This window comes from Paenibacillus sp. J31P316 (assembly GCF_056269105.1).
In genome coordinates this window covers 1,207,363-1,232,803 of sequence record NZ_JBWDNI010000001.1, presented here as the reverse complement: position 1 = coordinate 1,232,803, position 25,441 = coordinate 1,207,363, and the positions used below count along the sequence as shown (strand labels likewise).

18 protein-coding genes and 1 tRNA gene are annotated in these 25,441 nt (G+C 52.2%); 16 read left to right on the top strand and 3 right to left on the bottom strand.

Features of this window, described 5'->3' with window-relative positions; genetic code table 11:
* Window positions 1-65: 65 nt before the first annotated feature.
* The 4 genes from mutM (at window position 66) to AC0YNU_RS05360 (ending at window position 3,033) form a co-directional block, all read left to right on the top strand.
* Window positions 66-971 carry a DNA-formamidopyrimidine glycosylase gene (mutM, locus tag AC0YNU_RS05375; protein ID WP_475753875.1) on the top strand — a complete coding sequence of 302 codons (906 nt, stop codon included), beginning with the start codon at window positions 66-68 and terminating at the stop codon, window positions 969-971.
* Between the two features lie 96 nt (window positions 972-1,067).
* Window positions 1,068-1,772 carry a sporulation membrane protein YtaF gene (gene ytaF, locus AC0YNU_RS05370; protein ID WP_475753873.1) on the top strand — a complete coding sequence of 235 codons (705 nt, stop codon included), beginning with the start codon at window positions 1,068-1,070 and terminating at the stop codon, window positions 1,770-1,772.
* Window positions 1,773-1,858: 86 nt separating this feature from the next.
* Complete coding sequence (gene coaE, locus AC0YNU_RS05365) at window positions 1,859-2,455, top strand: dephospho-CoA kinase (protein WP_475753871.1); 597 nt, start codon at window positions 1,859-1,861, stop codon at window positions 2,453-2,455.
* The gene (locus AC0YNU_RS05360; protein ID WP_475753868.1) at window positions 2,452-3,033 is read left to right on the top strand and encodes a lytic transglycosylase domain-containing protein; all 582 of its coding nucleotides are present in this window, start codon (window positions 2,452-2,454) and stop codon (window positions 3,031-3,033) included. Before coaE ends, AC0YNU_RS05360 begins: the two co-directional genes overlap by 4 nt.
* Window positions 3,034-3,093: 60 nt before the next feature.
* Here the strand turns inward: AC0YNU_RS05360 and AC0YNU_RS05355 are convergent, their stop codons facing one another.
* Window positions 3,094-3,309 (bottom strand): alpha/beta-type small acid-soluble spore protein, encoded by a 216-nt coding sequence (locus AC0YNU_RS05355; RefSeq protein ID WP_161693527.1) that lies wholly within the window; start codon window positions 3,307-3,309, stop codon window positions 3,094-3,096.
* Between the two features lie 135 nt (window positions 3,310-3,444).
* Here AC0YNU_RS05355 and nrdR point away from each other — a divergent pair, with 135 nt between their 5' ends.
* The 12 genes from nrdR to AC0YNU_RS05295 all read left to right on the top strand — a co-directional run bounded on the left by nrdR (window position 3,445) and on the right by AC0YNU_RS05295 (window position 22,830).
* Window positions 3,445-3,909 carry a transcriptional regulator NrdR gene (gene nrdR / locus AC0YNU_RS05350; RefSeq protein WP_475753866.1) on the top strand — a complete coding sequence of 155 codons (465 nt, stop codon included), beginning with the start codon at window positions 3,445-3,447 and terminating at the stop codon, window positions 3,907-3,909.
* A 228-nt stretch (window positions 3,910-4,137) separates the two neighbouring features.
* Window positions 4,138-5,154, top strand: coding sequence for a glycoside hydrolase family 130 protein (locus AC0YNU_RS05345; protein WP_475753864.1), 1,017 nt, complete (start codon window positions 4,138-4,140; stop codon window positions 5,152-5,154).
* 132 nt (window positions 5,155-5,286) lie between these two features.
* Window positions 5,287-5,359: transfer RNA gene (locus tag AC0YNU_RS05340), tRNA-Ala, on the top strand.
* A gap of 706 nt (window positions 5,360-6,065) precedes the next feature.
* Window positions 6,066-6,455, top strand: coding sequence for a MarR family winged helix-turn-helix transcriptional regulator (locus tag AC0YNU_RS05335; protein ID WP_475753862.1), 390 nt, complete (start codon window positions 6,066-6,068; stop codon window positions 6,453-6,455).
* Entirely contained in the window at window positions 6,452-8,023 is a 1,572-nt protein-coding gene (locus tag AC0YNU_RS05330) for an MDR family MFS transporter (RefSeq protein ID WP_475753860.1), read from the top strand. The genes AC0YNU_RS05335 and AC0YNU_RS05330 overlap by 4 nt, the downstream gene beginning before the upstream one ends.
* 302 nt (window positions 8,024-8,325) lie before the next feature.
* The gene (locus AC0YNU_RS05325) at window positions 8,326-9,498 is read left to right on the top strand and encodes a WG repeat-containing protein (protein WP_475753858.1); all 1,173 of its coding nucleotides are present in this window, start codon (window positions 8,326-8,328) and stop codon (window positions 9,496-9,498) included.
* A 206-nt stretch (window positions 9,499-9,704) separates the two neighbouring features.
* Window positions 9,705-15,686: an S-layer homology domain-containing protein gene (locus AC0YNU_RS05320; RefSeq protein ID WP_475753856.1), complete on the top strand. Its 5,982-nt coding sequence runs from the start codon at window positions 9,705-9,707 to the stop codon at window positions 15,684-15,686.
* Between the two features lie 170 nt (window positions 15,687-15,856).
* Window positions 15,857-17,581: a sensor histidine kinase gene (locus AC0YNU_RS05315; protein WP_475753853.1), complete on the top strand. Its 1,725-nt coding sequence runs from the start codon at window positions 15,857-15,859 to the stop codon at window positions 17,579-17,581.
* Window positions 17,578-19,158 (top strand): response regulator transcription factor, encoded by a 1,581-nt coding sequence (locus tag AC0YNU_RS05310; protein WP_475753851.1) that lies wholly within the window; start codon window positions 17,578-17,580, stop codon window positions 19,156-19,158. The genes AC0YNU_RS05315 and AC0YNU_RS05310 overlap by 4 nt, the downstream gene beginning before the upstream one ends.
* A gap of 274 nt (window positions 19,159-19,432) precedes the next feature.
* The gene (locus AC0YNU_RS05305) at window positions 19,433-20,953 is read left to right on the top strand and encodes an ABC transporter substrate-binding protein (RefSeq protein WP_475753849.1); all 1,521 of its coding nucleotides are present in this window, start codon (window positions 19,433-19,435) and stop codon (window positions 20,951-20,953) included.
* 98 nt (window positions 20,954-21,051) lie between these two features.
* Window positions 21,052-21,921, top strand: coding sequence for an ABC transporter permease (locus tag AC0YNU_RS05300; protein ID WP_475753988.1), 870 nt, complete (start codon window positions 21,052-21,054; stop codon window positions 21,919-21,921).
* A 21-nt stretch (window positions 21,922-21,942) separates the two neighbouring features.
* On the top strand, window positions 21,943-22,830 hold the full coding sequence (locus AC0YNU_RS05295) for a carbohydrate ABC transporter permease (RefSeq protein ID WP_475753847.1): 888 nt from the start codon (window positions 21,943-21,945) through the stop codon (window positions 22,828-22,830).
* 149 nt (window positions 22,831-22,979) lie between these two features.
* On the opposite strand, the gene AC0YNU_RS05290 is transcribed toward AC0YNU_RS05295, so the two are convergent.
* Together AC0YNU_RS05290 and AC0YNU_RS05285 are read right to left on the bottom strand one after the other, a co-directional pair.
* On the bottom strand, window positions 22,980-23,882 hold the full coding sequence (locus AC0YNU_RS05290) for a glycoside hydrolase family protein (protein WP_475753845.1): 903 nt from the start codon (window positions 23,880-23,882) through the stop codon (window positions 22,980-22,982).
* 13 nt (window positions 23,883-23,895) lie between these two features.
* Window positions 23,896-25,401, bottom strand: a complete 1,506-nt coding sequence (locus tag AC0YNU_RS05285) for an MGH1-like glycoside hydrolase domain-containing protein (protein ID WP_475753843.1) — start codon at window positions 25,399-25,401, stop codon at window positions 23,896-23,898.
* Window positions 25,402-25,441: the final 40 nt, after the last annotated feature.

Genomic DNA, 25,441 nt, shown 5'->3' with positions numbered 1-25,441 from the left:
GACATTCTCGCGCTCATGTCGTATAATGGGGGTTGAACCATTGGCATGGGAGGAGATACATTCATATGCCGGAATTACCAGAGGTTGAAACGGTTCGGCGTACGCTGAACGAATTAGTCGCAGGAAAAAGAATCGAACGGGTGACTGTGACGCTTCCAAGAATTATTCAGCGCCCGGCGGAGCCCGAAGCTTTCGCGGCGGCGCTTGCCGGACATACGATTCAATCTGTTGAACGCAAGGGTAAGTTTCTGAGAATCCTGCTTGACGGCCTCGTGCTCGTCTCGCATCTGCGCATGGAAGGCCGCTACGGCGTCTTCGCGCAGGACGAGCCCGTTGAGCTGCACACGCATGTACGGTTTCGGTTCGACGACGGCACGGAGCTTCGTTATAAGGACGTCCGTCAATTCGGCACGATGCACTTGTTCGCGCCGGGCGATGATTTGACGCATCCGCCGCTGAACAAGCTCGGCATCGAGCCGCTGGACGAGGCATTCACGCTGCAGGCTTTCAAAGGCCAGGTCGCGCATCGCACGACCAAGGTCAAGCCGCTGCTGCTGAATCAGGCTTACATCGTCGGTCTTGGCAACATCTATGTGGACGAGGCGCTGTTCACGGCAGGCATCCATCCCGAGCGGGAAGCCGTGACGCTGAAGAGTCCGGAATGGGTCCGTCTGTATGACGCGATCCGCACGACGCTCGGAAGGGCAGTCGAGGCTGGAGGCTCATCGATCAAATCCTATGTAAACGGACAAGGCGAGATGGGGATGTTTCAGCACCAGCTGCTCATCTATGGCCGCAACGACGCACCCTGTACGCGCTGCGGGACGATGATCGTCAAAACCGTTGTCGGCGGCAGAGGAACGCACACCTGTCCGATCTGCCAGCCGCATCCGGCTAAGCGCGGCAAAGCGGCGAAGGCCGTCAGAGGCTCCAAAGCCGCGAAGGCAAAAGCCAAGCCGCACGCTAAATAAGGCACGAGTCGCGATGAACCGCATATGATGAACCATTCATGTTTCTAGGCGAATGCACAGAACCTGCAATTTCGTCTTCATGGGAGGGACATCAAGGTGCTTATTCATGCGTTTTCCTTGCTGCTGCTAGCGTTTGCCGTCAGCCTGGATGGATTCGGAGTTGGCGTGACGTACGGATTAAGACGTATTCGCATCCCGTTGTTATCCATTGTCATCATTGCTTTCTGTTCGGGGCTCGTCGTTTGGTTATCGATGCAGATCGGCTCGTTGTTGTCCGGCTACATGTCGCCGATGACGGCCAAATGGATCGGAGCCGTGCTGCTCATGCTGATCGGCGCTTACGCGCTCATCCAATGGTGGCAGCGCAGGCGCGCGAACGCCGTTCCGCAAGAAGACGAACAGCCCGAAGCCTTTGAGGCCAGCGCCTTAAGCGCCGAAGACGATACGAGAGCCACAGCTACTACGATCGTGATCCTCGAGCTGAAACGGCTGGGAATTGTCATTCAAATCCTGCGCAAGCCGCAAATCGCAGACGTGGACCGGTCGGGCGTTATTTCATCTTCGGAGGCCATTCTTCTCGGCTTCGCGTTGTCCCTGGACAGCTTCGGTGCCGGTCTTGGCGCCGCCATGGTCGGCTTTAATCCGCTGTTGACCGCACTCGTCATCAGTACAGCAAGCGGCATCTTCCTGCTCGCGGGCATGCGGCTCGGATTTCGATTCGCGGCATGGCGCGGGATGCAGGCGATGTCGGTGCTGCCCGGCGTGATGCTAATCGTCATGGGCCTGATCCGGCTTATGTAAGGAACTGGTCGTTCGATGGACCGCTGAGCTAGTCATATCGGAATCGCTTCTAGAATCGCAACGTTTGGAATTATGAGGTGAATGCATTGAAACTTGGATTAACCGGCGGGATCGCCTGCGGCAAAAGCACAGTGGCCGCGATGCTTGTCGCCCGCGGCGCCAAGCTGGTCGATGCCGATCAGGCGGCCCGGGAAGTCGTGCTTCCCGGCGAGCCAGCCTTGGCGGCGATCGTCGCGGCGTTCGGACAAGCTGTATTGAACGAAGACGGTACGATGAACCGCGCGGAAGTCGGCAAGCTCGTGTTCAATAACCGCGAGCGCCTGACGGCGCTTGAATCGATTCTTCATCCGGCGATCCGGAATCGGATGTGGGAACAGATTCGCGCCCATGAGGCGGAGGATCCGAAGCAGCTCATTATCGCGGATATTCCGCTGTTATACGAAACGGGACAAGCCGGGCTTTATGATGCGGTGATGGTCGTCTACGTGCCGAGGAGCGTTCAAATTCAACGATTGATGGCACGTAACGCGTTGGCGCACGAGCAGGCTGAGCAGCGCGTGTCCTTGCAAATGGATATCGAAGAGAAACGCGCCATGGCGGATTTCGTTATCGATAACAGCGGCACGCTTGCGAACACGGAGCAGCAAGTCGATCGCTTCTGGATGGAGCAGGGGCTGTCATGAAGAAGAAAAGACGATTGCGCAAGCGCGTATTTCTCATCTTGGTACTCGGCCTGCTTGCGCTTTTGTTTGTCCGCTCCGAATGGATGAGCCATTGGCTGTATCCCGTGCATTATCGCGAGGCGATCGTCGCGAGCGCGGATACGTACGAACTGGATCCTCATTTGGTCGCGGCCATCATACGCGTAGAGACGAATTACAAGCCCGAAGCAGTGTCGCGGAAAGGCGCCGTCGGTATTATGCAGCTTATGCCGGATACCGCGAATTGGGCCATCAAGAAGGGCGGTTTCGAGGATATCACGACGGAATCGGTGGCGAAGCACCCCGAGGCTGGAATTGAAATCGGTTCCTGGTACTTAAGCGAATTGAACGATCAGTTCGAGGGAAGCATGGTTAAGGTAATCGCTGCCTATAACGCGGGCCCGACGACGGTAAATCGTTGGTTGTCCGAAGGTACGTGGGATGGCGAGATCGGGACGGTGGATCAGATTCCTTACGGAGAGACAAGACACTATGTACAGCGGGTCATTTATTATTATAATAAGTACGAAGAATTGTATCCCGATTTTCGCGAGGAATAAATAAGAGCATTGACCGACTGCCTTGCGGCAGCCGGCCAATGCTTGTCGATCTATCCTAAATTAACGACCTGCAAGAGATTGCTCTGCAATTTGTACCAGTTTACGAGTGATGCTGCCCCCGATGGAACCGGCATCTTTAGTCGTAATGTTGCCGTAGTATCCATCTTGCGGGATGGCAATACCCAGCTCTTGAGCTACCTCGTATTTCATTTGGTCCAATGCAGCGCTAGCTTGTGGCACTACGAGTTGGTTGCTTCCGCTGTTGTTGTTAGCCATTGTCGTTCACCTCCTTGCGGTTGGTAAATGTATTATGTGCGTTAACGGCAGTTTCATTACAGGTAACCTTTGGGAAAATTTTTTGACATGCGTCAGCTTGAAATTCGCATCGCGATTAGACGGAGGAGTTAGACGATGAAATGCCCGTATTGCGACAATGCTGGGACGAAAGTGCTCGATTCCAGACCCGCTAACGAAAATAAATCGATACGCCGCCGCCGTGAATGCGAGAAATGCACGCGGCGGTTCACCACGTTCGAGATGGTGGAGGAAACCCCGCTTATCGTCATCAAGAAGGACGGCAGCCGGGAAGAGTTCAGCCGCGACAAAATTTTGCGGGGACTGATTCGCGCTTGCGAGAAGCGGCCGGTGTCCATCGATCAGCTTGAGATCATCGTATCCGAAGCGGAGAAGGAGCTGCGGACGACCGCCCAAGCCGAAGTCGAGAGCCGCGAGATCGGCGAGCTCGTCATGTCCCAGCTTTACCCTGTGGACGAGGTGGCTTACGTTCGATTCGCTTCGGTGTACCGCCAGTTCAAGGACATCGACATGTTCATGAAAGAACTGAACAGCTTGCTGGCCAAAGATCCGATGTCTTAGCCTGTTCCGCCGCCTGCTCGCCGCTTCTTGCGGCGGGCGGGCTTTTTTGTTGTTTGCAGAGTCGAGTCTACGGCTCTTAGGTTTTAAGGCGGAGGCTGCGTTTGACTTGTCATTCCTACATGGATTTGCCCGATGTTCTTTCAACATCGGCAAGCTGCGCTTACAATAGAAGCATCGCTTGGCTGTTGCTTCAAGTGCATTTCACGTAGAGAAAGGCTGAATGCTATCATGAAAATCACCCGCTGCGAATCGAATCCGATCGTCATGCCCGGCTTGTACGATTGGCGGAAAGCGACGGTCTTCAATCCGGCTGTCATTATCGAGAACGATACCTTTTATATGATCGAACGTACGGCGGGCAGCTTGGACCCGTTCCAATGCTTCTTCGGTCTGCTGGAGAGCCAGGACGGAATCAACTTCCGCCATGTGGTGGACAAGCCGATCATCCATCCAGAGCAATTCGGCTTTCCGCATGGGAGCATCCAGGATCCGCGCGTCGTGAAAATCGACGATACGTTTTATTTGAATTACGCGCTTCGTCCATGCTCCATGAGCTATTATCCGACAGGCGTCGGCATTCCGAACAGCTCCAAACCGGACTATCCGGACGGTTGGGGGAAGGCGGAGGATTGGCTGACGCGCTCATCGATCGCCACGTCGAAGGATCTGATTCACTGGGAGTTCCTCTGCGACACGACACCGCTCGATATCAACGACCGCGACAATATTTTGTTCCCGGAGAAAATCGGCGGCAGATACGCATTGCTCCGCCGTCCCGAGGAGTATATCGGAGAAGCGTACGGCACGGAGAAGCCGGCCATGTGGATCTCGTATTCGGACAACCTGATCGACTGGGAAGACCCGATCCTGCTGGCCGTTCCCGAGGCGGACTGGGAATTCAAGAAGATCGGAGGCTCCACGCCGCCGATCAAGACCGACAAAGGCTGGCTGACGCTGTACCACGGCGTAGGTGCCGACCATATTTACCGCGTAGGCGCCATGCTGCTCGATCTGGAGCATCCGGAGCGGGTCATCGCGCGCGCGCCGGGCTTCATCATGGAGCCGGAAACGTACTATGAGAAGTTCGGTTTGTTCATTCCGAACGTCGTCTTCCCGACGGCGAATGTGGTGAAGGACGGGTTGCTGTATATCTACTATGGCTGCACGGATACCGCGATCGGTCTCGCGACGGTTCCGCTGGAAGAGCTGGTGGAGTATGTAATCGCGGAGAGCGGGAAGAAGTAAGAAGACGGTTTGGTTGGGGGAGATAAGGCTTCGCATTGTCTCCCTTTCTCGTCTGAAGAAAAAGTTGAATAAAAAGCTTGTATAACTCAGCATATCCATGCTATACTCTTTCTTGTCGTCACCTTTACATACGGGGCCTTAGCTCAGCTGGGAGAGCGCTTGCATGGCATGCAAGAGGTCAGGGGTTCGATCCCCCTAGGCTCCATACAAAAAAAACGTCACCATATCACATGGTGACGTTTTTTTGTATGGATTGCCCAGGGGGCGAACCCCGGGGTTCAGTCCGCGCGGACGGAGCCGGAGGCAAATTTTGGGGCCCCCGCAAAGTAATAGGAGTAAGCTTCGAAGAAACACTTCACTTTGTGGGGTAAGAAAACGGCGTCTGAATCTACCGATAAAAGTCCTCATCGAGTAAACTTCGTCAGCCTACAATCAAGATTCGGACATCCCATGATGGATCGACGAGCCGAGCGAGTCGAATCCCCTAGGCTCCATAGGGTTCAGTCCGCGTGGACGGAGCCGGAGGCGAGTTTTGTGGGGTAAGAAAACGGCGTCTGAATCTACCGCTAAAAGTCCTCATCGAATAAGCTTCGTCAGCCTACAAACAAGATTCGGACATCCCATGATGGATCAACGAGCCGAGCGAGTCGGATCCCCTAGGCTCCATCGGGAGCAGCCTACAAATTTTCACTCCCCTAACTATTGACCCGAGTCATCATTTGTTATAACATCTCAGAAGGTAAATATCTTAGTTACTAAGCTATTTAAACAGTAAGCCATTGGCGTCAGAAGCGAATGGCAGGTTTAGAGATGGAGGGAGAAGACCCATAGAAGATTCGAGCGGCAAAGACGCGAAGCTCTCCGAGCTTCAACTCATTATGGAGAAGTGGTCGCAGAGAGCGAGAAATCGCTTGAAGACGCTGGAAAACCCGCTCAATTTGGGCCATGGCCAAATTACCGTTCTGATGTACTTAAATCAGATTGATACGTGCAAGGTCAACGATGTCGCCAAGATCCTCGGCGTCACCTCGGGTGCGGCGACCGGACTCACCGACAAGCTGGTCGCATTAGAGCTGATCGAGCGGACCCGCCCGGAGGAAGATCGCCGAGTCGTCCTGCTCACGTTAACGGCGAAAGGCAAAGCAATCATTGGCCAGATATGGAACAAGCGGAAAGAATGGTTTGCCGGCATTGTCGGACAGCTGGAAGAATCGCAGCTGGATGTTATTTTGGAAGCTTTCAAGCTGCTGTATGGATTAATCGAAGACAAACAAGATCAGAACAAGGAAGTGGAATCATGACCAATATTAGTCCTAAACAGATTCGTTGGATCGTAACCGGGCTGATGCTCGGCTTGCTGCTCGGCTCGCTCGACCAAACGATCGTTTCGACTGCAATGCCGCATGTTATCGCAGAATTGAACGGTTTCAGCTTATACAGCTGGGTATTTACAATCTACATGTTAACCTCGACGACGGCCGTTCCGATCTTCGGCAAGCTGGCGGATTTGTTCGGCAGACGGCTCGTCTACTTAATCGGGATGGGACTCTTTCTCGTCGGCTCGGCCCTTTGCGGGTTGTCGCATGATATGACGCAATTGATCGTATTTCGCGCCATTCAAGGGATCGGGGCAGGCGCCTTGATGCCGATCGCCATGACGATTATCGGCGATATTTTCCCTCCGGACCGCCGCGGTAAAATGCAAGGTATCTTCGGCGCCGTATTCGGTCTCTCCAGCGTTCTCGGTCCTGCGGTCGGCGGTTTCATCGTCGATCATATGGCATGGCAGTGGATTTTCTACATCAATTTGCCGTTCGGGATCTTCGCGGCCATTATCCTGTCGATCGCGCTGAAAGAATCCAAGAGCACCGAGAAAAAATCGATCGACTGGGGCGGCGCTTCAACGCTTACCGGCGCGGTCGTTGCGTTCCTCCTTGCGATCGAGATGGGCGGAAGCGGTTCATCGGAAGGCGGCATGACGAAATATCCGTGGGATTCCCCGCAAATTCTCGGCTTGTTCGGTGCCAGCATCGTATTGGTGCTGTTGTTCCTGTGGATCGAATCCAAGGTGAAGGAACCTATCATTCCGCTTAGATTGTTCAGCGTGCGCGCGATTTCCGTATCCAGCGTAGTCGGCTTCATGATGGGGATGGGGATGTTCGGCGCAATCACGTATATTCCGCTATTCTCGCAAGCCGTCATCGGTACCTCGGCTTCGCATTCCGGGTATATTCTAACGCCGCTTATGCTGTCGCTGATTCTCTCCAGTATCCTCGGCGGACGCCTGATTACGAAGATCAGCTACCGGACGATCGTGATGAGTTCGATGGCGATCATGACGGTCGGATATTTCCTGATGTCGCAAATGTCCGTCCATACGAGCAGCTTGGAACTTATTTTCTACATGATCATTATTGGTTTCGGGATGGGGGCGCTCATGCCGGTGCTAACCATCGCGGCGCAAAGCGCGGTCGGCCACGACCTTCGGGGCGTAGCTACATCGACCACGCAGTTCACGCGTTCCATCGGCGGTACGGTCGGCGTCGCGATCATGGGCGTGATCATGTCCAGCAAAATGACAAGCGGCATCACCGGCATTCAAGGCGATTTCAAAGACATTCCAGCCGATCAATTAAGCAAATTGGCGAATCCGCAGTCGCTGCTCCAGCCGGAAGTGAAGGCGCAAATTCCGCCTAAGCTGCTTGCCGCCATGCAAAATATTTTGAGCGATGCGGTTACATCCGTGTTCGTGATCGGAATCGTCGTCGTCCTCGTCGGTTTGCTGGCTTCCGTCTTCTATGGCAAGCTGCGCATGCCGAAGCGCGAAGCGGGCGCGGCTCCGATGAAAGCCGAAGCTGAAATGATGTAAGTTGCACCGCTTGGATTTCGAGGAGTCCGCGGTCCTTCCATGCGAAAACCGCACGCGCCATAGCAAAAACGCCACTACTTCGGTAGTGGCGTTTTTTGCTATGGCGTTCCATAGGGGGCAACACGTAGCGCTCCAGGTCCTCGGTTCTTTACGCTAAATCAATGTAAATCTTGCTCATAATTAACAAACTCACGAGCTTCATCTAACAATAAAACGATAAGATTCAAGTTGTGATGTTTAGATGTTTAGAGTGGGAATCAGGCGTTGCAGATGCATGTTCGTGAAGAAAGGATAAAAGTAAGATGAAAAAAAGGCTGCGTATGACACTATTGATCCTTGCAATTATGATAGCGGCGATAATCACAGGGATCTTGACTGAAAATAAGAAGAAGGGCGCAGAAACATTATTATATCCTGTGCAAGTCGAAGGGAAATGGGGGTATATAGATAAAAAGGGCAATATTGCAATACAACCGACTTATGCGTGGGCCGATGACTTTCATGAGGGTATCGCGATCGTACAGATTAACGAAAGTTCAGATGGCAGCAACGATACCGAGGAAGAAAATCATGTCAAATACGGCGCCATAGATAGGACCGGGAAGATGATCGTCGATCCGGATTATTCCTATTTAAGCTTATATTCCGACGGTGTAGCCGGCGCGATCATCCTGGATCAGGAGACGTATGATCTTAACTATTACACCCTTGATAAAAGAGGAAAGGTCTTAGCCACCTTGCCGGCTGACATGAATATCGTTTCGATGATGACCCCTCAAAGCGATGTTCCGGCGCAAAGCGAAGGCATGATTTTAGTACAGGATGAAGGTACCGAAATGTACGGATATATCGATCGCTACGGAAAATTTGCGATCCCCTATCAATATGACGAAGCCTATCCTTTTTCAGATGGCTTAGCTCTAGTCAAGAAAGACAACGACTACCAGTACATAGACAAAACGGGGAAAGTAAAGATTGACGCGAGTCCATATCGTTCCGGCAGAAGCTTTTCCGATGGTTTAGCAGCCGTTGCCGTGCAGAACAAGGAAACGTCCATCGTTCAATACGGATATATCGATACAAAGGGAAAGATGAAGATCGAACCTAAATTCACGAAGGCATACGAGTTCTCCGAAGGGCTCGCAAAGGTATGCGAAGGGGAGAGCATCAACGATTACTCCATCGGGTATATCGATGAATCCGGAGCCTACAAAATCGGCCCCAAGTTAAAGGACAACATGAACGAGACGCGGTTTGCGGAAGGCTTAGTGCCAATTGCCGACGGGGCTGGCGGATATATGAATCAGGAGGGAAAGCTTAGCATTGCTCCGGTCGTTGCTAGTGATGAGAACAATATTATTAAACGCAATAAAGCCGGAGCATTCAGAAACGGAATTGCAAAAGTAAGCTTGTCCGACGGAAGAATTGGATATATCGATCACGCCGGAAGATATATTTGGGCCCCTAGTAACTAAAAGTGGCGACGAATTCAATTTCACGGAAATTTAGAGGACAAGCTGGTCAAGCAGGTTATTTAATGTTTGCGAGAATAGACGTATAAATGAATCCCTCTGGAAGGCTGCGGGACAAGCGGAGGTCAATTCGTCATCATGCAGGCTCTTCTGATGCGTTCATTCGATGCGAATATTTTGCGATAAATAATCGTATAAGGAGCGAGGACATGAAAGCATTAAAAAAAGCGCTGTGGAGCATAGGCCTATCCTGCCTATTAGTAGTTAACAGCATTTTGCCGACATTTCCGGCAACAACGGCATTCGCGGCGATCAACAACGGCAAATCCGTTGAAAATCCACCGCAAAGCATCGAGGGGAAAACGGATATTGCAACCTGGAGCTATGGAACGATTGGAGACGTAACCGCCGCGAACGGAAACTTCACGGCAACGAGCGGTTATTACAAGACAGCCCCGGATACGACAGATTCGACCTTGCAATTATTCAAAAATAACACGCAAGTCACTGCATCCTTTACCTATACGTCCTCGTTGATCACAAGCAACGGTTTCAATGGACAGACGGATAAAGGATACTGGTATATCAAGACCTCCACCGCTGGATTCAAGGATCTCGTTTTAAATTTCAATGCCCGTTCTTCGGGAACCGGTCCGAGCGAATTCAATACCGAGTGGAGCGCCAACGGATCGGATTGGACGGTATTCGGAAATCCAGTCGGAACGGCAGGCTTTCCCGTTAAAATCGAGAGTACGAGCCCTGAGCAATTCGGCATGGCTTTGCCTGCAGGGGCAGAAAATCTAAACGCATTATATATCCGAATCATTCAGAAATCCGAAGTTTCCGAAGGAAACGGCGTAGTCGCTGCAGCCGGTACCAGCAGCATGAACAACATTCAACTCTACGGAACCAAGGATCCGGCATTGACTACGCCCGTCACGACGACATCGCCGGATACAACCGGAAACCTATTGGATGTAACGCCTATCGCTTTAGCGAATGCAGATCCAACCGCGCAAATATATTACACGACAGACGGTTCGACGCCGGCGACTGCAGTGGGCGGCTCCACAAAATTATATACAGCGCCGATCACGGCTCTTTCCGAAGGCGGTTTTACGGAAACTAACTCGTTTGTCGTTAAGGCGGTAGCGAAATCGCCTACGCTTATAGCGTCCGATGCCGTTACGTTTTCCTTTAACCAACAGATCGTTACATCGAATGCCGACGCGAAAAAACTTGCCGCCGGGACAAATGTCTGGGTAAAAGGCATCGGTACGTACTTGAACGGAAACACGACCTTATACATGCAAGACGGCATGAACGCCGGCAGCGGTCTCTGTATTTATAAAGCCGGTGCAGACTTCTCCTCCTATGTGGGCAAAGAAATCTATGTCCACGGGAAGACATCGCCGTATAACGGCTTGATGGAGATCGTTCCGGATGCCGTGGACGCATCGACTGTCGTGGTACGTAACAGTAGCCCGACGCTTCCGACGCCGACCAAAATCATGTTCAGTCAGCTTGCGGACAGAACCTATGAGGGCATGCTGGTCTCCTTTAATACCGTGAAACTCGATACGGTCACCGGAACCGGAACGAGCTATTACAATCACACCGTCAGCCAGGCAGGTATAACGGCTGCATTACGTACCAAAGCGATTACTCTGACAGCTGGAACTTACGTGAATATCACAAAGGCGATCGTGAATTATAGCAACGGCGTACAGTTGTTTTCTTCCAATACGGCCGATCTCGTTGCAACTGCAGCCCCGACTGTTGAGTTCATGACCGCGAGCGCACCTTCCGGAACGGCCGTGCCGCTTCAATCCAAGGTGACGCTTGCCACTGCAACAACAGGCGCGACGATAACCTATCGTTTAAATGGAGGCGCTCCTGTTACGAGCACCGGCAATTCGGTTGAAGTTACGGTCGATGCCTTCCAAAACGGCATTGCAACGATTACGGCAACTGCGTCAGACGGCACGTATACAACGGCGACGCAAACGTTTACCTATACGCAAAGCAAGGCCGCTAATGTAGTAGCGAACCCGGGGAGTTCAGCGATTACCGCCTCAACTCCAATCGCATTAACGTCGGCTACGGCGGATTCAGCCATCCTTTATTCGATCTATAAAAATTCGTATTCTTCCACGGACGGTATTCTGGTGGGTACAGCCAATCAAGTTTATACGGCTCCAATCACCTTGGATGCCTCCTACTTCCCGGTAAGAATCGTAGCAAAGGCCACGCTTGCGAATTATACGGACAGCGATCCTTCAACCTTCACGTATACGGCCAAAAAAGCTGCCGGCGGGGAGAAGAACTATTATGGATCCCTGCACGGACATACGCTCAACTCGGACGGTCAAGGGACCTTGGCAGAGGCATTCGCTTATGCGAAAGACCAGGGCAAATATGATTTCTTCTTCTTGTCCGACCACTCCAATTCTTACGATACGGCCACTTACGACGTCAACGCGGATCACAATATTAATGATTTCAACACGACCAACGCGCGTTGGCTGGAAGGCAAACAGGCTGCGGCGAACGCTGCGACGGCATCTTTCGTCGCCGACTACGGCTATGAGATGACATGGGCGGGCGGCCCCGGACACATCAATACGTTCAACACGTCCGGCGTCGTCAGCCGCAACAACGCGACGTTGAATAACAAAACGAACGATGCGGGCATGCGGGAGTATTATGAAATGCTCGAGAATACGCCCGGCTCCGTATCGCAGTTCAATCATCCCGGCTATACGTTCGGCAACTTTACGGATTTCGCGTATTTGGACAGCGCGATAGACGATAAAATTACGCTCGTCGAAGTCGGCAACGGCGAAGGCGCCGTCGGCTCGGGCGGCTACTTCCAGTCGATCGACCAGTATATCTTGGCGTTGGATAAAGGCTGGCACTTGGCCCCGTCCAATAACGGAGACAATCACAAGAAGGGCTGGGGAACGTCGAATACCGCTGCGACCGTTGTTTATACGAACGACTTTACATTAAGCGGAATCTATCAGGCGATACGAGACCGTTCGGTATGGGCGACGGAAAACAGGGATTTGGACGTCACCTATCATCTGACCGCCGGGACGACCGCCTACAGCATGGGCGCCATCGTGGACGTTCCCCCCGCAAGCGCGAGCATAACGGTAACGGCGGAGAATAAAAACCCAAGCGCGGCGACAAGCGATATCGCTTCCGTCAAGCTGATCGGCTATGGAGGCAAGATCGTCGATCAACAGACGTACGCTGCCGGAACCCATAACGCGAATTACACGTATTCGATGACGGCACCGGCTGCCGGCTATTACTTCGCGATCATCACGGACAACCAGGGTTTTGTCGCCGTGACGGCGCCGATTTGGCTCGGTTCGGCGCCGAAGGTCGGAATCACCTCGGTAAGCAACAGCTCCGTCATGCCCGTTACGACAGAGGCGTTGAATGTAACGACAAAATTCTTCAATAATGAAAGCACGCCTGTCACGCTGAAGTCCGTTTCTTATACCGTAGACGGAGATTCCGCGGCTGACAAAACGTTTACCCTGGGCACGAGCATAGCGTCCTCAGGCGATGCTACCCATGTATTCAGCTATACGCCGACGACGACCGGATCCAAAACAGTGACGATCAGCGCCGTGATTACGGTGAACGGCGTCGATAAGACGTATACGGCGACCAGCAAGATGAAGGTGTTCGATATTAGCACCGTGTCGTATGTCGGGCTTGATGCCTCGCATGGCAATGAGTACGTCAGCGGAGGAAGCTACCCGAATTCAATGACCAACATGATGACGCTCGCGGGGCAAAACGGCGTGAGAGTCGTGCAACTGAATACGTCGGCGGAATTCATCGCCGCTACGAGCAATCCGAAATACAAAATGATTATTCTGAATGCTCCTTCCAGAAAAAGCGTTGCCGCATGGCTGACTCCGGCAAATTACACGACGGCGGAAATCGCGGCGTTGAAGGCATTTGCGGAAAACGGAAACACGCTTGTCTTCGGAGATATCGCGGACTACGCGGAATCCGCGAACGCTGATCCGGCAGCGCCGAAGAAACATATGTCCGAGCTGCAGAACGACGTCCTGGCAGCCATCGGTTCCACGCTGCGCGAAGGCGACGACGAGGTGATGGACGATGATAAGAACGGCGGACAATCGTATCGCTTGTATCCGACGGAGTTCAATATGGCGAATCCGCTGCTGCAAGGCGTCGTCGACGGACAGACTTACAGCCAATACTCGGGCTCGACCATTTACGCCGTAGATCCGGCGAACGGCGAGAGAGCCACGACGTTGCCGGCAACGGTCAGCCCGCTCGTGTTCGGCTTCCCGACCACGTATTCGGCTGAAACCGATAATGATAACTTCGGTTATGGCTCGACTAAGGATGCCTTTCCCTTCGTCACCGTCGGAACGAATAAAACGGATAAGGGAATCAATAATTCGCAAGGTCTTTATATACCGAAGTATGTCAATCCAAACAGCGAGGTTGCGGCGAATCCGGAAGAAAAACTGCTGGCGGCGTCCGAAACGGTCACGCATGAGAACGGTAAGACTTCTCTTGTCGTCGTTGCCGGCGGATCGTTCATGAGTAACTTCGAAATACAGGTGACGCAAGAAAACGCCGGTACATTGCCTTACGCCAACTACAATTTAATGGAGAATCTATACAAATCGGTTAATCCGCAGACAATCACAACCATTGCCGACGCCAAGAATCTGCCGGATGGAACGGACGTTACCATTGAAGCAACGGCAACGAGCGAGGTCAATACGCAAAGCACGAATCCGGATACGAACAAAGGCTTCTTCGACTCTATTTATGCGCAGGACGCATCGGGCGGCATCAATCTATTCCCGGTTGCCTCGGGCATTCAAGAGGGACAAAAAGCGAGGTTCTCCGGCAAGATTACGCATTATCAAGGCGAAGTCGAGTTGACGGTCAGCGCAATGACGATTTTGGATCCAAACATCCATAAACGCGAGCCTTCCGCTCTCTCGACGACTGCTTCCATGTCATCCGGCAACACCGGGCTTTTGGTGAAAACGGAGGGCATCGTATCGAATATTTACAAAGACTCGGACGGAACGGTCAACCAATTTACGATCGATGACGGGTCCGGCCCGGCGATCGTATTCATTAACGGCTACATCACGAAGGGAACGACGCTTCCGTTCATTGCAGACGGAGCAAAGGTTTCCGTCGTCGGTTTGGCTTCCATCGGCGAGGTGGTCAGCGATTCGGACATGCACCCGAGAATCAGAGTCAGAGACCGTTCCGAGATCGCGAAGGTGACGACAGTGCCGCCTGTAACCAATCCGCCGACGATAGCCGTAACGGGCCTGACGGTTGACAGCGGCAGTTTGAACCTGAAAGCGGGCGATACGGGTACCGTGACGGCGACGGTCGCTCCGTCGAACGCGACGAACAAAACCGTAACATGGAGCTCGAGCAACAGTGCGGTCGCGACGGTAGCCAACGGTGTCGTGACGGCAGTAGCTGCCGGCTCTGCAACGATTACGGCAACGACGGCGGATGGAAGCTTCGCGAAGACGGTAGCAGTAACGGTAACGGCTGCTACGACTACAACGCCGCCATCGGGATCGGGGGATTCGGGCACGCAGCCGGGGCAAACGGGCAGCGTAGCGTTCACGGATCTACCATCGAGTCATTGGGCGTACAACGTGATACAAGCATTGGCAGCCAAGCACATTATCGTAGGTACGTCCAGTACGACCTTCGAGCCGGGACGTCAAGTGACTCGCGCCGAGTTCATTGCCATGCTCGTGCGGGCATTGGGGCTGACGCAAACATCGGACGTGCGCTTCGACGACGTGGCGGCGGACGCTTGGTACGCTATGCCGATCTCGGTTGCATACGCTTCGGGCATTACCAAAGGCAAGAGCGCCTCGGCGTTTGATCCGAATGGCGCGATTACGCGCGAAGAAATGGTCATCATGGCTGCGCGAGCATATGAAGTGCTCAAAGGAACGAAGCTGGGCAGCTATTCGGGAAGCTTCTTCAAGGACTCCGACCAAGTGTCCGATTGGGCGCAGTCGTATGTTCAAGCGGCGGGCGAATTGCATTGGATCAAAGGCAGAGCAGCAGGCAAGTTCGAGCCGAAAGGAATTTCTACTCGTGCCGAATCGGCCCAACTGATCTACAACATCATTCAGTAACGCGATACTTCGCTTTGAAGTAATCAGGAAAGAGGGATGCCGTATGGATGGCATCCCTCTTTTCTGTTTTCGCGACTATCAGATTCGGTCTTTTGTTCCGAACGATTGACATCGTTCTTGCAGGTAGACAATAATTAGGCATTGAATGGACATAAGTTGGTGATAAGTCGATGAAGAAGCTGAATATTTCTTCGAAAAAGCAAGTCGTATTGATCATGATGATCTTTGTTGTACCTCTCGTGCTGCTGCTGACCGTTTATAATTTGTATGTCGTCAACGTCTTGAATACCAAGATCGAACAAACGAACCGGAATGCAATCATGCTGTATCAGAGCACGTTCGAGAAAAATCTAAGAAACGCCGACTTGTATATGTCGAACTTAGTATCGAACGATTACAGCTTCATGAAATTGATGTTTAAACAGGATCCGATCGATTTGCAATTTTACGCGCAAGACATGATGAATAAATACAAGGGCTATTTTCAAACGAACGAAATCATCGGGGGCATGTTCGTTTATTCTAAAACGAACGACCTCTTCTATAAAACGTATAGCCAAAACTATAGCCACGACATCCGGCAAGGTGCCGAAAGCTATTTGAAATCCGTGCTGCAAACGAAAGAAAACTATCGGTCGAAAGGCTGGTTCCCTCACGAAATCGACGGGAAATTTTATTTGTTCCGCATCTTGGAAGCGAAAGACACGTATTCGATGTGCATGATCGATTTCGACAACGTCATCGTACCGCAAAGCTTCAGTCAAAACCAAGACACCGGTTTTTTCGTATTCGCCAATCGGGAAGGGATTCCGCTCACTTCCGTCGACATGATAAAGGACAAGGGAATATCGATTCGGAAGCATGACGAATCTCATTACATTTCCGGCGGTTCGCAGCGTTATTTCGTGGTTCAGAATTATTCGGCCGCCGTCCAGCTGAACTATATTTATATCATGCCATATCGAGGATTTCTGTTTTATTTGGACACGGTTCAAATCGCTTTCCTGGTCGGTTCCGTGTTTATCGTATTGCTGATGTTTATCTCGTTCCTCTTGTTGGAGCGTTCTTATTTCATCCCGTTAAAGCGAATGATGGTCACGATGAAGCAGATCAAAAACGGCCATCTGGACGCGACGATGGAGACGGGTTCAAGCGTGAAAGAATTTAGGCAAATGAGTCATACGTTCAATGAAATGATGACGGAAATCAAAGATTTGAAGATCGAGAGCTACGAGAAAGAGATGAAGAAGCAGCAGGCTGAGCTTCAGTTCCTGCAGATTCAGATCAAGCCCCATTTTTACTTGAACGTGCTGAAGAACCTGTTCGGAATCGCGGAGCAGAAGAAATACGATCAAATTCAAGAGATGATTCTCCTGTTGTCGCGGCATTTAAGATACATGTTTCAAGAGAACGATTCCTTGGTCCCGCTCGAGAACGAAATTTCCAACGTGCAGAACTATATGGCGTTACAGCAGATGAGCGCTTCTCATGAGTTGGTCTGCAAAGCGAACATCGACGAGCGTTTAAACGATTTCCCGATTTTGCCGGTTTCGATCTTGACGTTCGTCGAGAATTCCATCAAGCATGCCGTTTCGATCCATAAACAACTGATCGTTTCGATCAAAGCAAGCCTGCTTGAAAACGAAGACGATCAATGGGTGAATATTACGATTATGGATAACGGAGCCGGATTCTCGGACGACATGCTGGCGTTGCTGAACGATTCGAATCCGAACGCGTTGAAAGGCCATGTCGGCATTCTGAACGTCATCCGAAGATGCAACGTGGTTTACCAGAATAAATGCACCTTCCTATTCAGTACTTCGGGCGGTGCATGCATCGATATTTTTATTCCGTATCGTTCGGATGAAGCGAAAGGAAGAGCTATCACGTGAACGTACTCATCGTAGACGATCAGACGCAAGTGGTGAACGGATTATTCTTCGGCATCGATTGGGCGAAAATCGGCGTGAAGGACGTGCTGAAGGCTTACAATGCGTTCGAAGCGCGAGAAATGCTAAGAAGCCGCCCCATCGACATCATGCTGTGCGATATCGAAATGCCGGCCGAAACCGGGTTGGAGTTATACCAGTGGACGCGCGACCAGGAAATCGATATCGAATGCATTTTTTTAACGGCTCATGCCGACTTTACGTATGCGAAAACAGCGATGCAGCTGGGAGGCTTCGATTATATTCTGCAGCCCGCGAGATACGAAACGATTGAAAATACGATCCGTAACGCGATCCGTAAAATCAAACAGAAAAACGAAACGAAGAAATTTTACGCGTACGGTAAAATGTTTCAGCACAGCAAAGAGATTCTACTCGACAATATCGTCAAGGATTGGATTTTTCGCAGGAACAAAGATTCGATGCGCTTCATCAATGATCTAAACCAAATTCAGGTATCGCTGGATGCGTTGGATCGGGTATATCTCGTGACGCTCGACGTCTTTCATTTGAAAGCGTCGATGGATTCCTGGCGCAGCGGCATGCTGAAATTCTCGATCGGGAATATCGTGACGGAGCTGTTCGCACGGTACGGCCAGCACGTGCTGGTCGCCCAAATCGAAGACGAACGATTTTTGTTGTTCGTGCATGCATCCGGCGGGAAGTTAATTGATCAAGAAGGCGTATTGCGGCAGCTGAATAAATTGATGGACGTGTATCGCGACTATTACGGCTGCGATATTGCTTGTTATACGGGGGATGCAATATCCGTAGCGGAGACGCCTGGTCAAGCGGCGCTGCTGCTCGAGCTGATGCAGAACAACGTTTCGTTCGCGAGCAAAGTGTTTCATTTGAAGGATCGTACCGAAGATCAGGCCGTTTCTTATCCGATCCCTAACATGAGAATGTGGAGCAAGCTGCTCGAGCAGGGGGATACGGAAGTCGTTCGCGATCAAGCTTGCGATTTACTGGATCGGCTGGCGATCGACGGGAAGATCGACGCCGGATTTCTCAAGCGGTTTTATCAGCAGTTCATGCAGATCCTGTATACGACCGCGGAGACGATGGACATTTCGCTGGAACGGATTTTTCGGGACGAGCACAGTCTGGAGAAAGGGCTGAACTCGTACGCGAACGTGGACGATATGAAAGAATTGATTGCGTTTACGACGGAGTTTTTCAAGCAGTTTCCAGGCTCCAAAGAAGAAATGAAAAATCAAGTCGACGTCGTGATCCAGTACATACGCGATCATATCGACCAAGATATCAGACGCACGGATATCGCCAATGAAGTGTATTTGAATCCGAACTACTTGTCCAGATTGTTCAAATCCGAGACGGGCATGTCGCTCAAAGAATTTATCGTGATGGAGAAGATGAAGCTGGCGCAAGCGATGTTGAAATCGACCAAGCTGCCGATCAGCATCATCGCGATGAAGGTCGGCTACGCGAACTTCTCTCACTTTTCCCAGGTATACAAGAAGACCTGGAACGTCACGCCTGCCGAAGATCGCGGATAACGGGAAACGCCAATGAATACCCTCCTGCATGCTTGCGAGCGTGCGAGAGGGTATTCGCTTTGAATGAGTAAATTTGTATGTACAAGTTTGCATGATCAAGTTACAAATCGAACAGCGGCAGGTTACATTTCTGACAATGGCGCACGGGCCGGCGAAGGACAGGATTAAAAGTGATAATAACCGTAACAAGTTCGGTAGAGCGACAGCCTTGCCAACCGCTAAGATGAAGAAGGCCTTATAACTCTAACCAGTTTCGAAGGGAGTCTACACAGCAATGAAACAGAAAAAGAAGTTGGCTTTACTCTCGGTGTTGACGTTGGCGTCGGCGTTGTTTACCGCTTGCGGGAATAACAACGACCAGCCGAACGAAAGCGCCGATACATCGCAAGGCAACAAGCCGTCCCAAAACGCGGCCGCGGAGGAACCGTATACGGTCGATCTTATGATGGTCGGCGACGGCAAAGAGGAAGATATCAAAGCCGTCGAAGAGGCAATCGACAAAATCGCCGAACCGTTGATCAACGTGGACGTCAACATTACGAGAGTCGGTTTCGGTTCTTTCCAACAGCAGGCCAATCTGGCCATGCAGTCCGGCGAGAAGATGGATCTGTTCGTCACGTTCGCCCTGGATATCAACACGCTCGCGAACAGCGGACAGATTTTACCGATGACGAAATTGTTGGAGGATCACGGCAAAGATATTTTGGGCAAGCTCAGCGAAGGGGATAAGCGCGCCGTATCGATCGATAACGAAATTTATGCCATCCCGACCGCCAAAGAAAAAGCGACGAATTACGGCTTTATCATGCGCAAAGACATCGCGGACGAAATCGGCTTGAAGCCGGAAGAAGTGAAAACGTACGATCAGCTGGAAGCGGTCATGAACGAAGCGAAGAAGCTGCATCCGGACATGTATCCGATCGGACTTGATTTCACGAACGTCTATCGTCCGAACACCGAAGACAATTTGGGAACTGGCCCGGGGGTCATCGATGCCATGGGAGAAAGCACGAAAGTCGTCAACATGATCGATACGGACAGCTACAAAGACTTCGTGAACCATATGTACAAGTGGTCGAAGAGCGGCCTGGTCATGCCCGACGCGGCCAACAACTCCGAAAGCCGGGTCAGCTTGCTGAAGGCAGGTAAAGTGATGGGCGGATTCAGCGGATTGAATCCGGGCAACGTCGACGATATCGCCAAACAAGTGGGACAATCGTTCACGGTCGTCGAACTGACGAAGCCGTTCTCGATTACGGGGCACGTTGCCGGCATGGGTTGGTCGCTCGCGAGCGGAAGCGAAAATCCGGAGAAAGCGGTCGAGTTCTTGAACCTCGTGCATACGAATGCCGATATTTCGAACTTGCTCGTGTATGGCGTGAAAGATCGGAACTACGTCATGGTGGACGAAGCTAAAGGAATTATCGATTATCCGCAAGGCGTAGATTCGGGGAACACGGGCTGGATGTCGCTGCCGTGGGCAACGCCGAACGCCGCGATCTCCTATCTCTGGAAAGGCGATCCCGAGAACAAATGGGAATACTTGGAGCAATATAACAGTTCCGCGCACCAATCGCCGGCGAAAGGTTTCCGCTTCAATGCCGAAACCGTAGCGAACGAAATTACGATGGTAAGCAACGTCGACGCGAAATACGCCCTGGCTTTGGAGACCGGTACATTGGATCCTGCCAAGACGCTGCCGAAGTATTCGGAAGAGTTGAAGGCTGCCGGCGTCGATAAGATTATCGCGGAGAAGCAAAAGCAGCTTGATGCCTGGCTGGCGGCAAATAAATAACATCCGATCCGAGTTCGGATGAAGATATGCGGAGGTTGCCTTCATATGCTTAAAAAAAAAAGCTAGTTAGAATCAAAAGGTTTATTCCGCTCTATTTGATGCTCATTCCGGGGTGTATTTATATTCTCGTCAATAATTACATCCCGATGAGCGGTCTTATGATCGCGTTCAAGAAGATCAATTATCGGATCGGAATCTGGGATAGTCCATGGGTCGGATTCAAAAATTTCGAATTTTTATTCAAGACGAAAGAGGCATGGACGATTACCCGAAATACGATTTTGTACAACGCGACCTTTATCGTCTTAGGAACCGTCATCGCGGTAGGGGTTGCCATGTTACTCAACTCCGTTCGCCAAAATGCGGCGAGAAAGAGCTATCAGACGCTCATTTTGCTCCCCCATCTGATTTCGATCGTCGTCGTGAGCTATCTGGTTTACGGGTTTCTGAGCTCGGAATCGGGCTTCGTGAACAACAGCATCTTGGAGAAGCTCGGGATGCATCCGATTTCCTGGTACTCGACGTCGAAATACTGGCCTTATATCATCGTGATCGTCAGCATTTGGAAGTCGTTCGGCTACAGCTGCATCATTTATTACGCAACGCTGGTCGGCATCGATAAGTCCTACTATGAAGCCGCGGTCATCGATGGCGCGAACAAATGGAAGCAGATGAAGCATATTACGCTTCCGGGACTCAAGTCCATCATCATTATCTTGACGCTGATGAGCATCAGCAAAATCTTCTATTCGGATTTCGGCCTGTTCTACCAGGTTCCGATGAATAGCGGTGCTTTGATCGATGCTACGAACACCATCGATACGTACGTGTACCGGGGACTAACGAAATTGAACAACGTAGGAATGGCATCGGCAGCCGGATTTTATCAATCCATCGTCGGATTCGTTCTCGTCATCGCAGCGAATGTTATGGTCAAAAAAATAGATAAAGACAGCGCCTTGTTCTAGCGGAATGGAGTGAACCTAAGTTTGGTCGACAATAATAAAGGCTTTCAGTTATTCGCGCATCTCATGATGATTCTGCTCGCGCTGTTTTGCTTGATTCCTTTCGCGCTTCTCATCATCTCGTCCATTACGGACGAAAAGGTGCTCATCCATAACGGGTATTCGTTTATTCCTTCGGCGCTTGACTTCTCGGCGTATAAATTTCTGTTAAGCGATTCGAACTCGATCGTAAAAGCCTACGGGATCACCTTGCTCGTAACGGCAATCGGCACGGCAGCGAATATCGTGCTGACGACGCTGATGGCCTATCCGTTATCGAGAAAAGACCTGCCCGGAAGAAACGTGTTCTCGTTCTTCATTTTCTTCACGATGTTATTCAGCGGCGGGCTGGTGCCGTCGTATATCATGTGGACGCAATATTTCGACATCAAGAATACGATATGGGCATTGATCGTCCCGGGGATGCTGCTGTCCGCATTCAACATCATCATGATGCGGACCTATTTCACCACGAACATTCCCGAAGCCGTCATCGAAGCTGCCAAGATCGACGGGGCAAGCGAATCGGGAACGCTGATGAAAGTCGTCCTTCCGATGTCGATGCCGATCATGGCGACCTTGGGATTGCTCGTGGGTTTGTCCTATTGGAACGATTGGCTGAACGGGCTCTATTACATTACGGATGCCGATCTGTTCAGCATTCAGGTGCTCCTGAACAAAATGCTGCTGGACGTGCAATTCCTGATGAGCAGCGCCTCCTCCGGCATGGGCAGCGGCTTGTCCGCAACGCTTCCTTCCACGGCGATCAAAATGGCCGTTGCCGTGCTCGGATGCCTGCCGGTGATGCTCATCTATCCGTTCTTCCAGAGGTTCTTCGTCAAAGGGATAACCGTCGGGGCGGTTAAAGGATAAGGGGCGATGGCGAAGGAGCACGGCGCTCCGAATCTACCTCCCTAGGCTTCATGAAAAACGCCACTACCTCGGTAGTGGCGTTTTTTGATATGAAAAGGGGCAGAAGGCGGCTTCGAACGAGAAATGAAAGGCGCGCGCCACCAAGAAGTTTACTTCCAGAATCCCAGATCGTAGCCTTTGTGCATCGCAAGTCCGATTTGCTCGAAATGTCCGTTGCGACCGTTGTACCATAACAGCCAGGATTCGCCGTCGAAGATCGCGTAAGGCTTGTAGTTTGCTTCCGCATCCCAAGCGCCAGGCTCAGGCGTCAGAATCGGATTGAGCGGGTGGCGCCGCCACTCGTTTATGCCGTCCTTGGACCAAGCGGCTCCGATCTGCGCGTAGTCTTCGTCGCGGAAACCGATATAGAACATGGCGAAGCCGTCTTGATAAGGAATGACTTGGCACGCGGTTACTTTATGCTGCTCCCACGTTCGTTCCGGATCGCGGTCGAACACCGGGTTGCCCGCATGTTTCTCCCAGTTCAGGCCGTCCGCGCTTTCGGCGTATCCGATGGCGTTCGGCTCGTACTGTTCGCCACCGGAGTACCACATCCGGAATTTCTCCGCATCCTCGTCCCAGATCACATGCGGGCACATCACCGCTACCTTCTCCCATGCGGCCTCCGGTTGAAGCGCCGGCTTGTCGCTTTGGCGCACCCAGTGAACGCCGTCGTCGCTTCTTGCGTAACCGATGCAGGAGCGATCCGGCTTCCACGTCTGCCCGACATACCACATATGATAGCCGTCCTCGCGTTTGACGACGGCCGGCCGGTTCAGGTCGTTCTCCCATCCCGTCGCTTCCAGCGGGCTCAGCACGATAACCGGTTCGCTCCAGTGAATGCCGTCCTTGCTCTCGACCAGCGCGATGCTGGATTTCGGACGCCAGGAAAACCACATGCGATACGCATCGCCTTCCTTCAGCACCGTAAGATCGAAACAGGTGCCGTAATCTCCCCCGAGTACGGGATTGTTCGCGTATTTGCTCCAGCCTGCATGATTAACTTCGCTCATGAATCGCATCTCCTCACGTGTATGAAAGTGAAATCGTCGCCGCCTGAACCTTCTCCGAACGGAATCGTTCGATGCCGTCGACGTGGATGCGGAAACCGGATCCGCCGCCGTACCTGGTCCCGTGCTTATCGTACAGAATAGCGATCTCGCGACCGTGATAAACGACGTTCTCGAGGCAGAAATAGTCCCAGTCCGCGCTCTCGGGAAGAAGCGGCTGCAGTTCCAACACGTCGTACGGGCGCGGGCGAATGCCCATCAAGCCCGACAGGATCAAATCGCAGAACGCGGAGTGGTTGTAATGCGCGCCTCTGTCCTTGTTGGCATCGCCCCGCTCATGCAGCTTGTCGCGGGCGATCCATTGTCCCGTGAACGGATCCAGGTTCTCGTCGATCCAGGGAATCGAGCTGCCATCCTCCGCAACAAGGCGATGGGAGCCGGCATAGTTCCGAAGCAGATCATAATAATCGGCTTTGCCGACGTAGGCCTGCTCGTAGTCCCGAATGACGCGGGCCATGGCCGTCAGCGCAAGCGTCGTGGCGAACGGCCAGGAAGGCCCGTTCCACAAACATTCATGCTCGTGCTCCATCATGAAACCCGGATGCGAGCGCTCCGCCGTCGTCGGACCGTAGGGCGCATAGAATTGACTGGACTCCATGAGCCGCGACCAAGCTTCCTCGAAGCCTTTGCCCGGAAGGCCGAAACACCAAGGGATGTAGCCGGACAGCTCGCATACATCGGCGAGGCTGCCCTCTTGCAATTGCCGCGCCGGCAGCCTGTCCCGCCACGCTGCGGAATGCTTCATCGTATAATCAAGCCCTTCGCGATTCACGCGAACCTTGAAAAATTTCGCTTCCGCATCCCAAAGCAGCTTCTCGGTCAGCAGCTTGATTTCTCGTGCTTTCCGCTGGTAGGTCTCCTTCAATTCCTTGTCGCCCGCCAGCTCGGCGATTGCGGCGATCGCCGCGGCATCCGCATACATGTAGCTGTTGATGGTCGGCCGCAGGCCTGAGCCGCCAAGCGAGAACTCCATTCCGTCCCGATCGTCGATCTGCCAGAACAACCCGGATTCGTCTTTGCGCTCCTTTTCCCACGCCTCGAAATTCCGAACCAGGTCCGGAAGAAGCGTCAGCACGACTTCCGCATCCCCGGTGACGAGGTAGTGCGCGTACAAAGCATCCGCTGCCCAGAAGCTGTATCTTCGGGGCTCGCCGCCTCCGCGAAACCAGAACGCCGCGTAATCGTTCAAGTAAACCGGATTGCGTAGCCAACGCCCCTCGTAGAAATGGTGGCCGGCCGGACAACTGATCGTGTTGTACATCCCCGCCCACGGGACATCCGGCAGAAATTCCGTCACGACGTAACCGGCCGGCGTCCGTTTGAGATGCTTGCGGAATACGGACCATCGGTAATAGTACGCGCGCTGCAGAACCTCGTCCGGACATTCGAACAGCGGCGCATGCAGCTGCAGCCAGCTGGCTTCGTCATCGTCCAGCTCAAGATGCGCAAGGTTAATCATCATTGGATGCCCAACTCCCTCTGTCGAGTTCTCCTACATCATA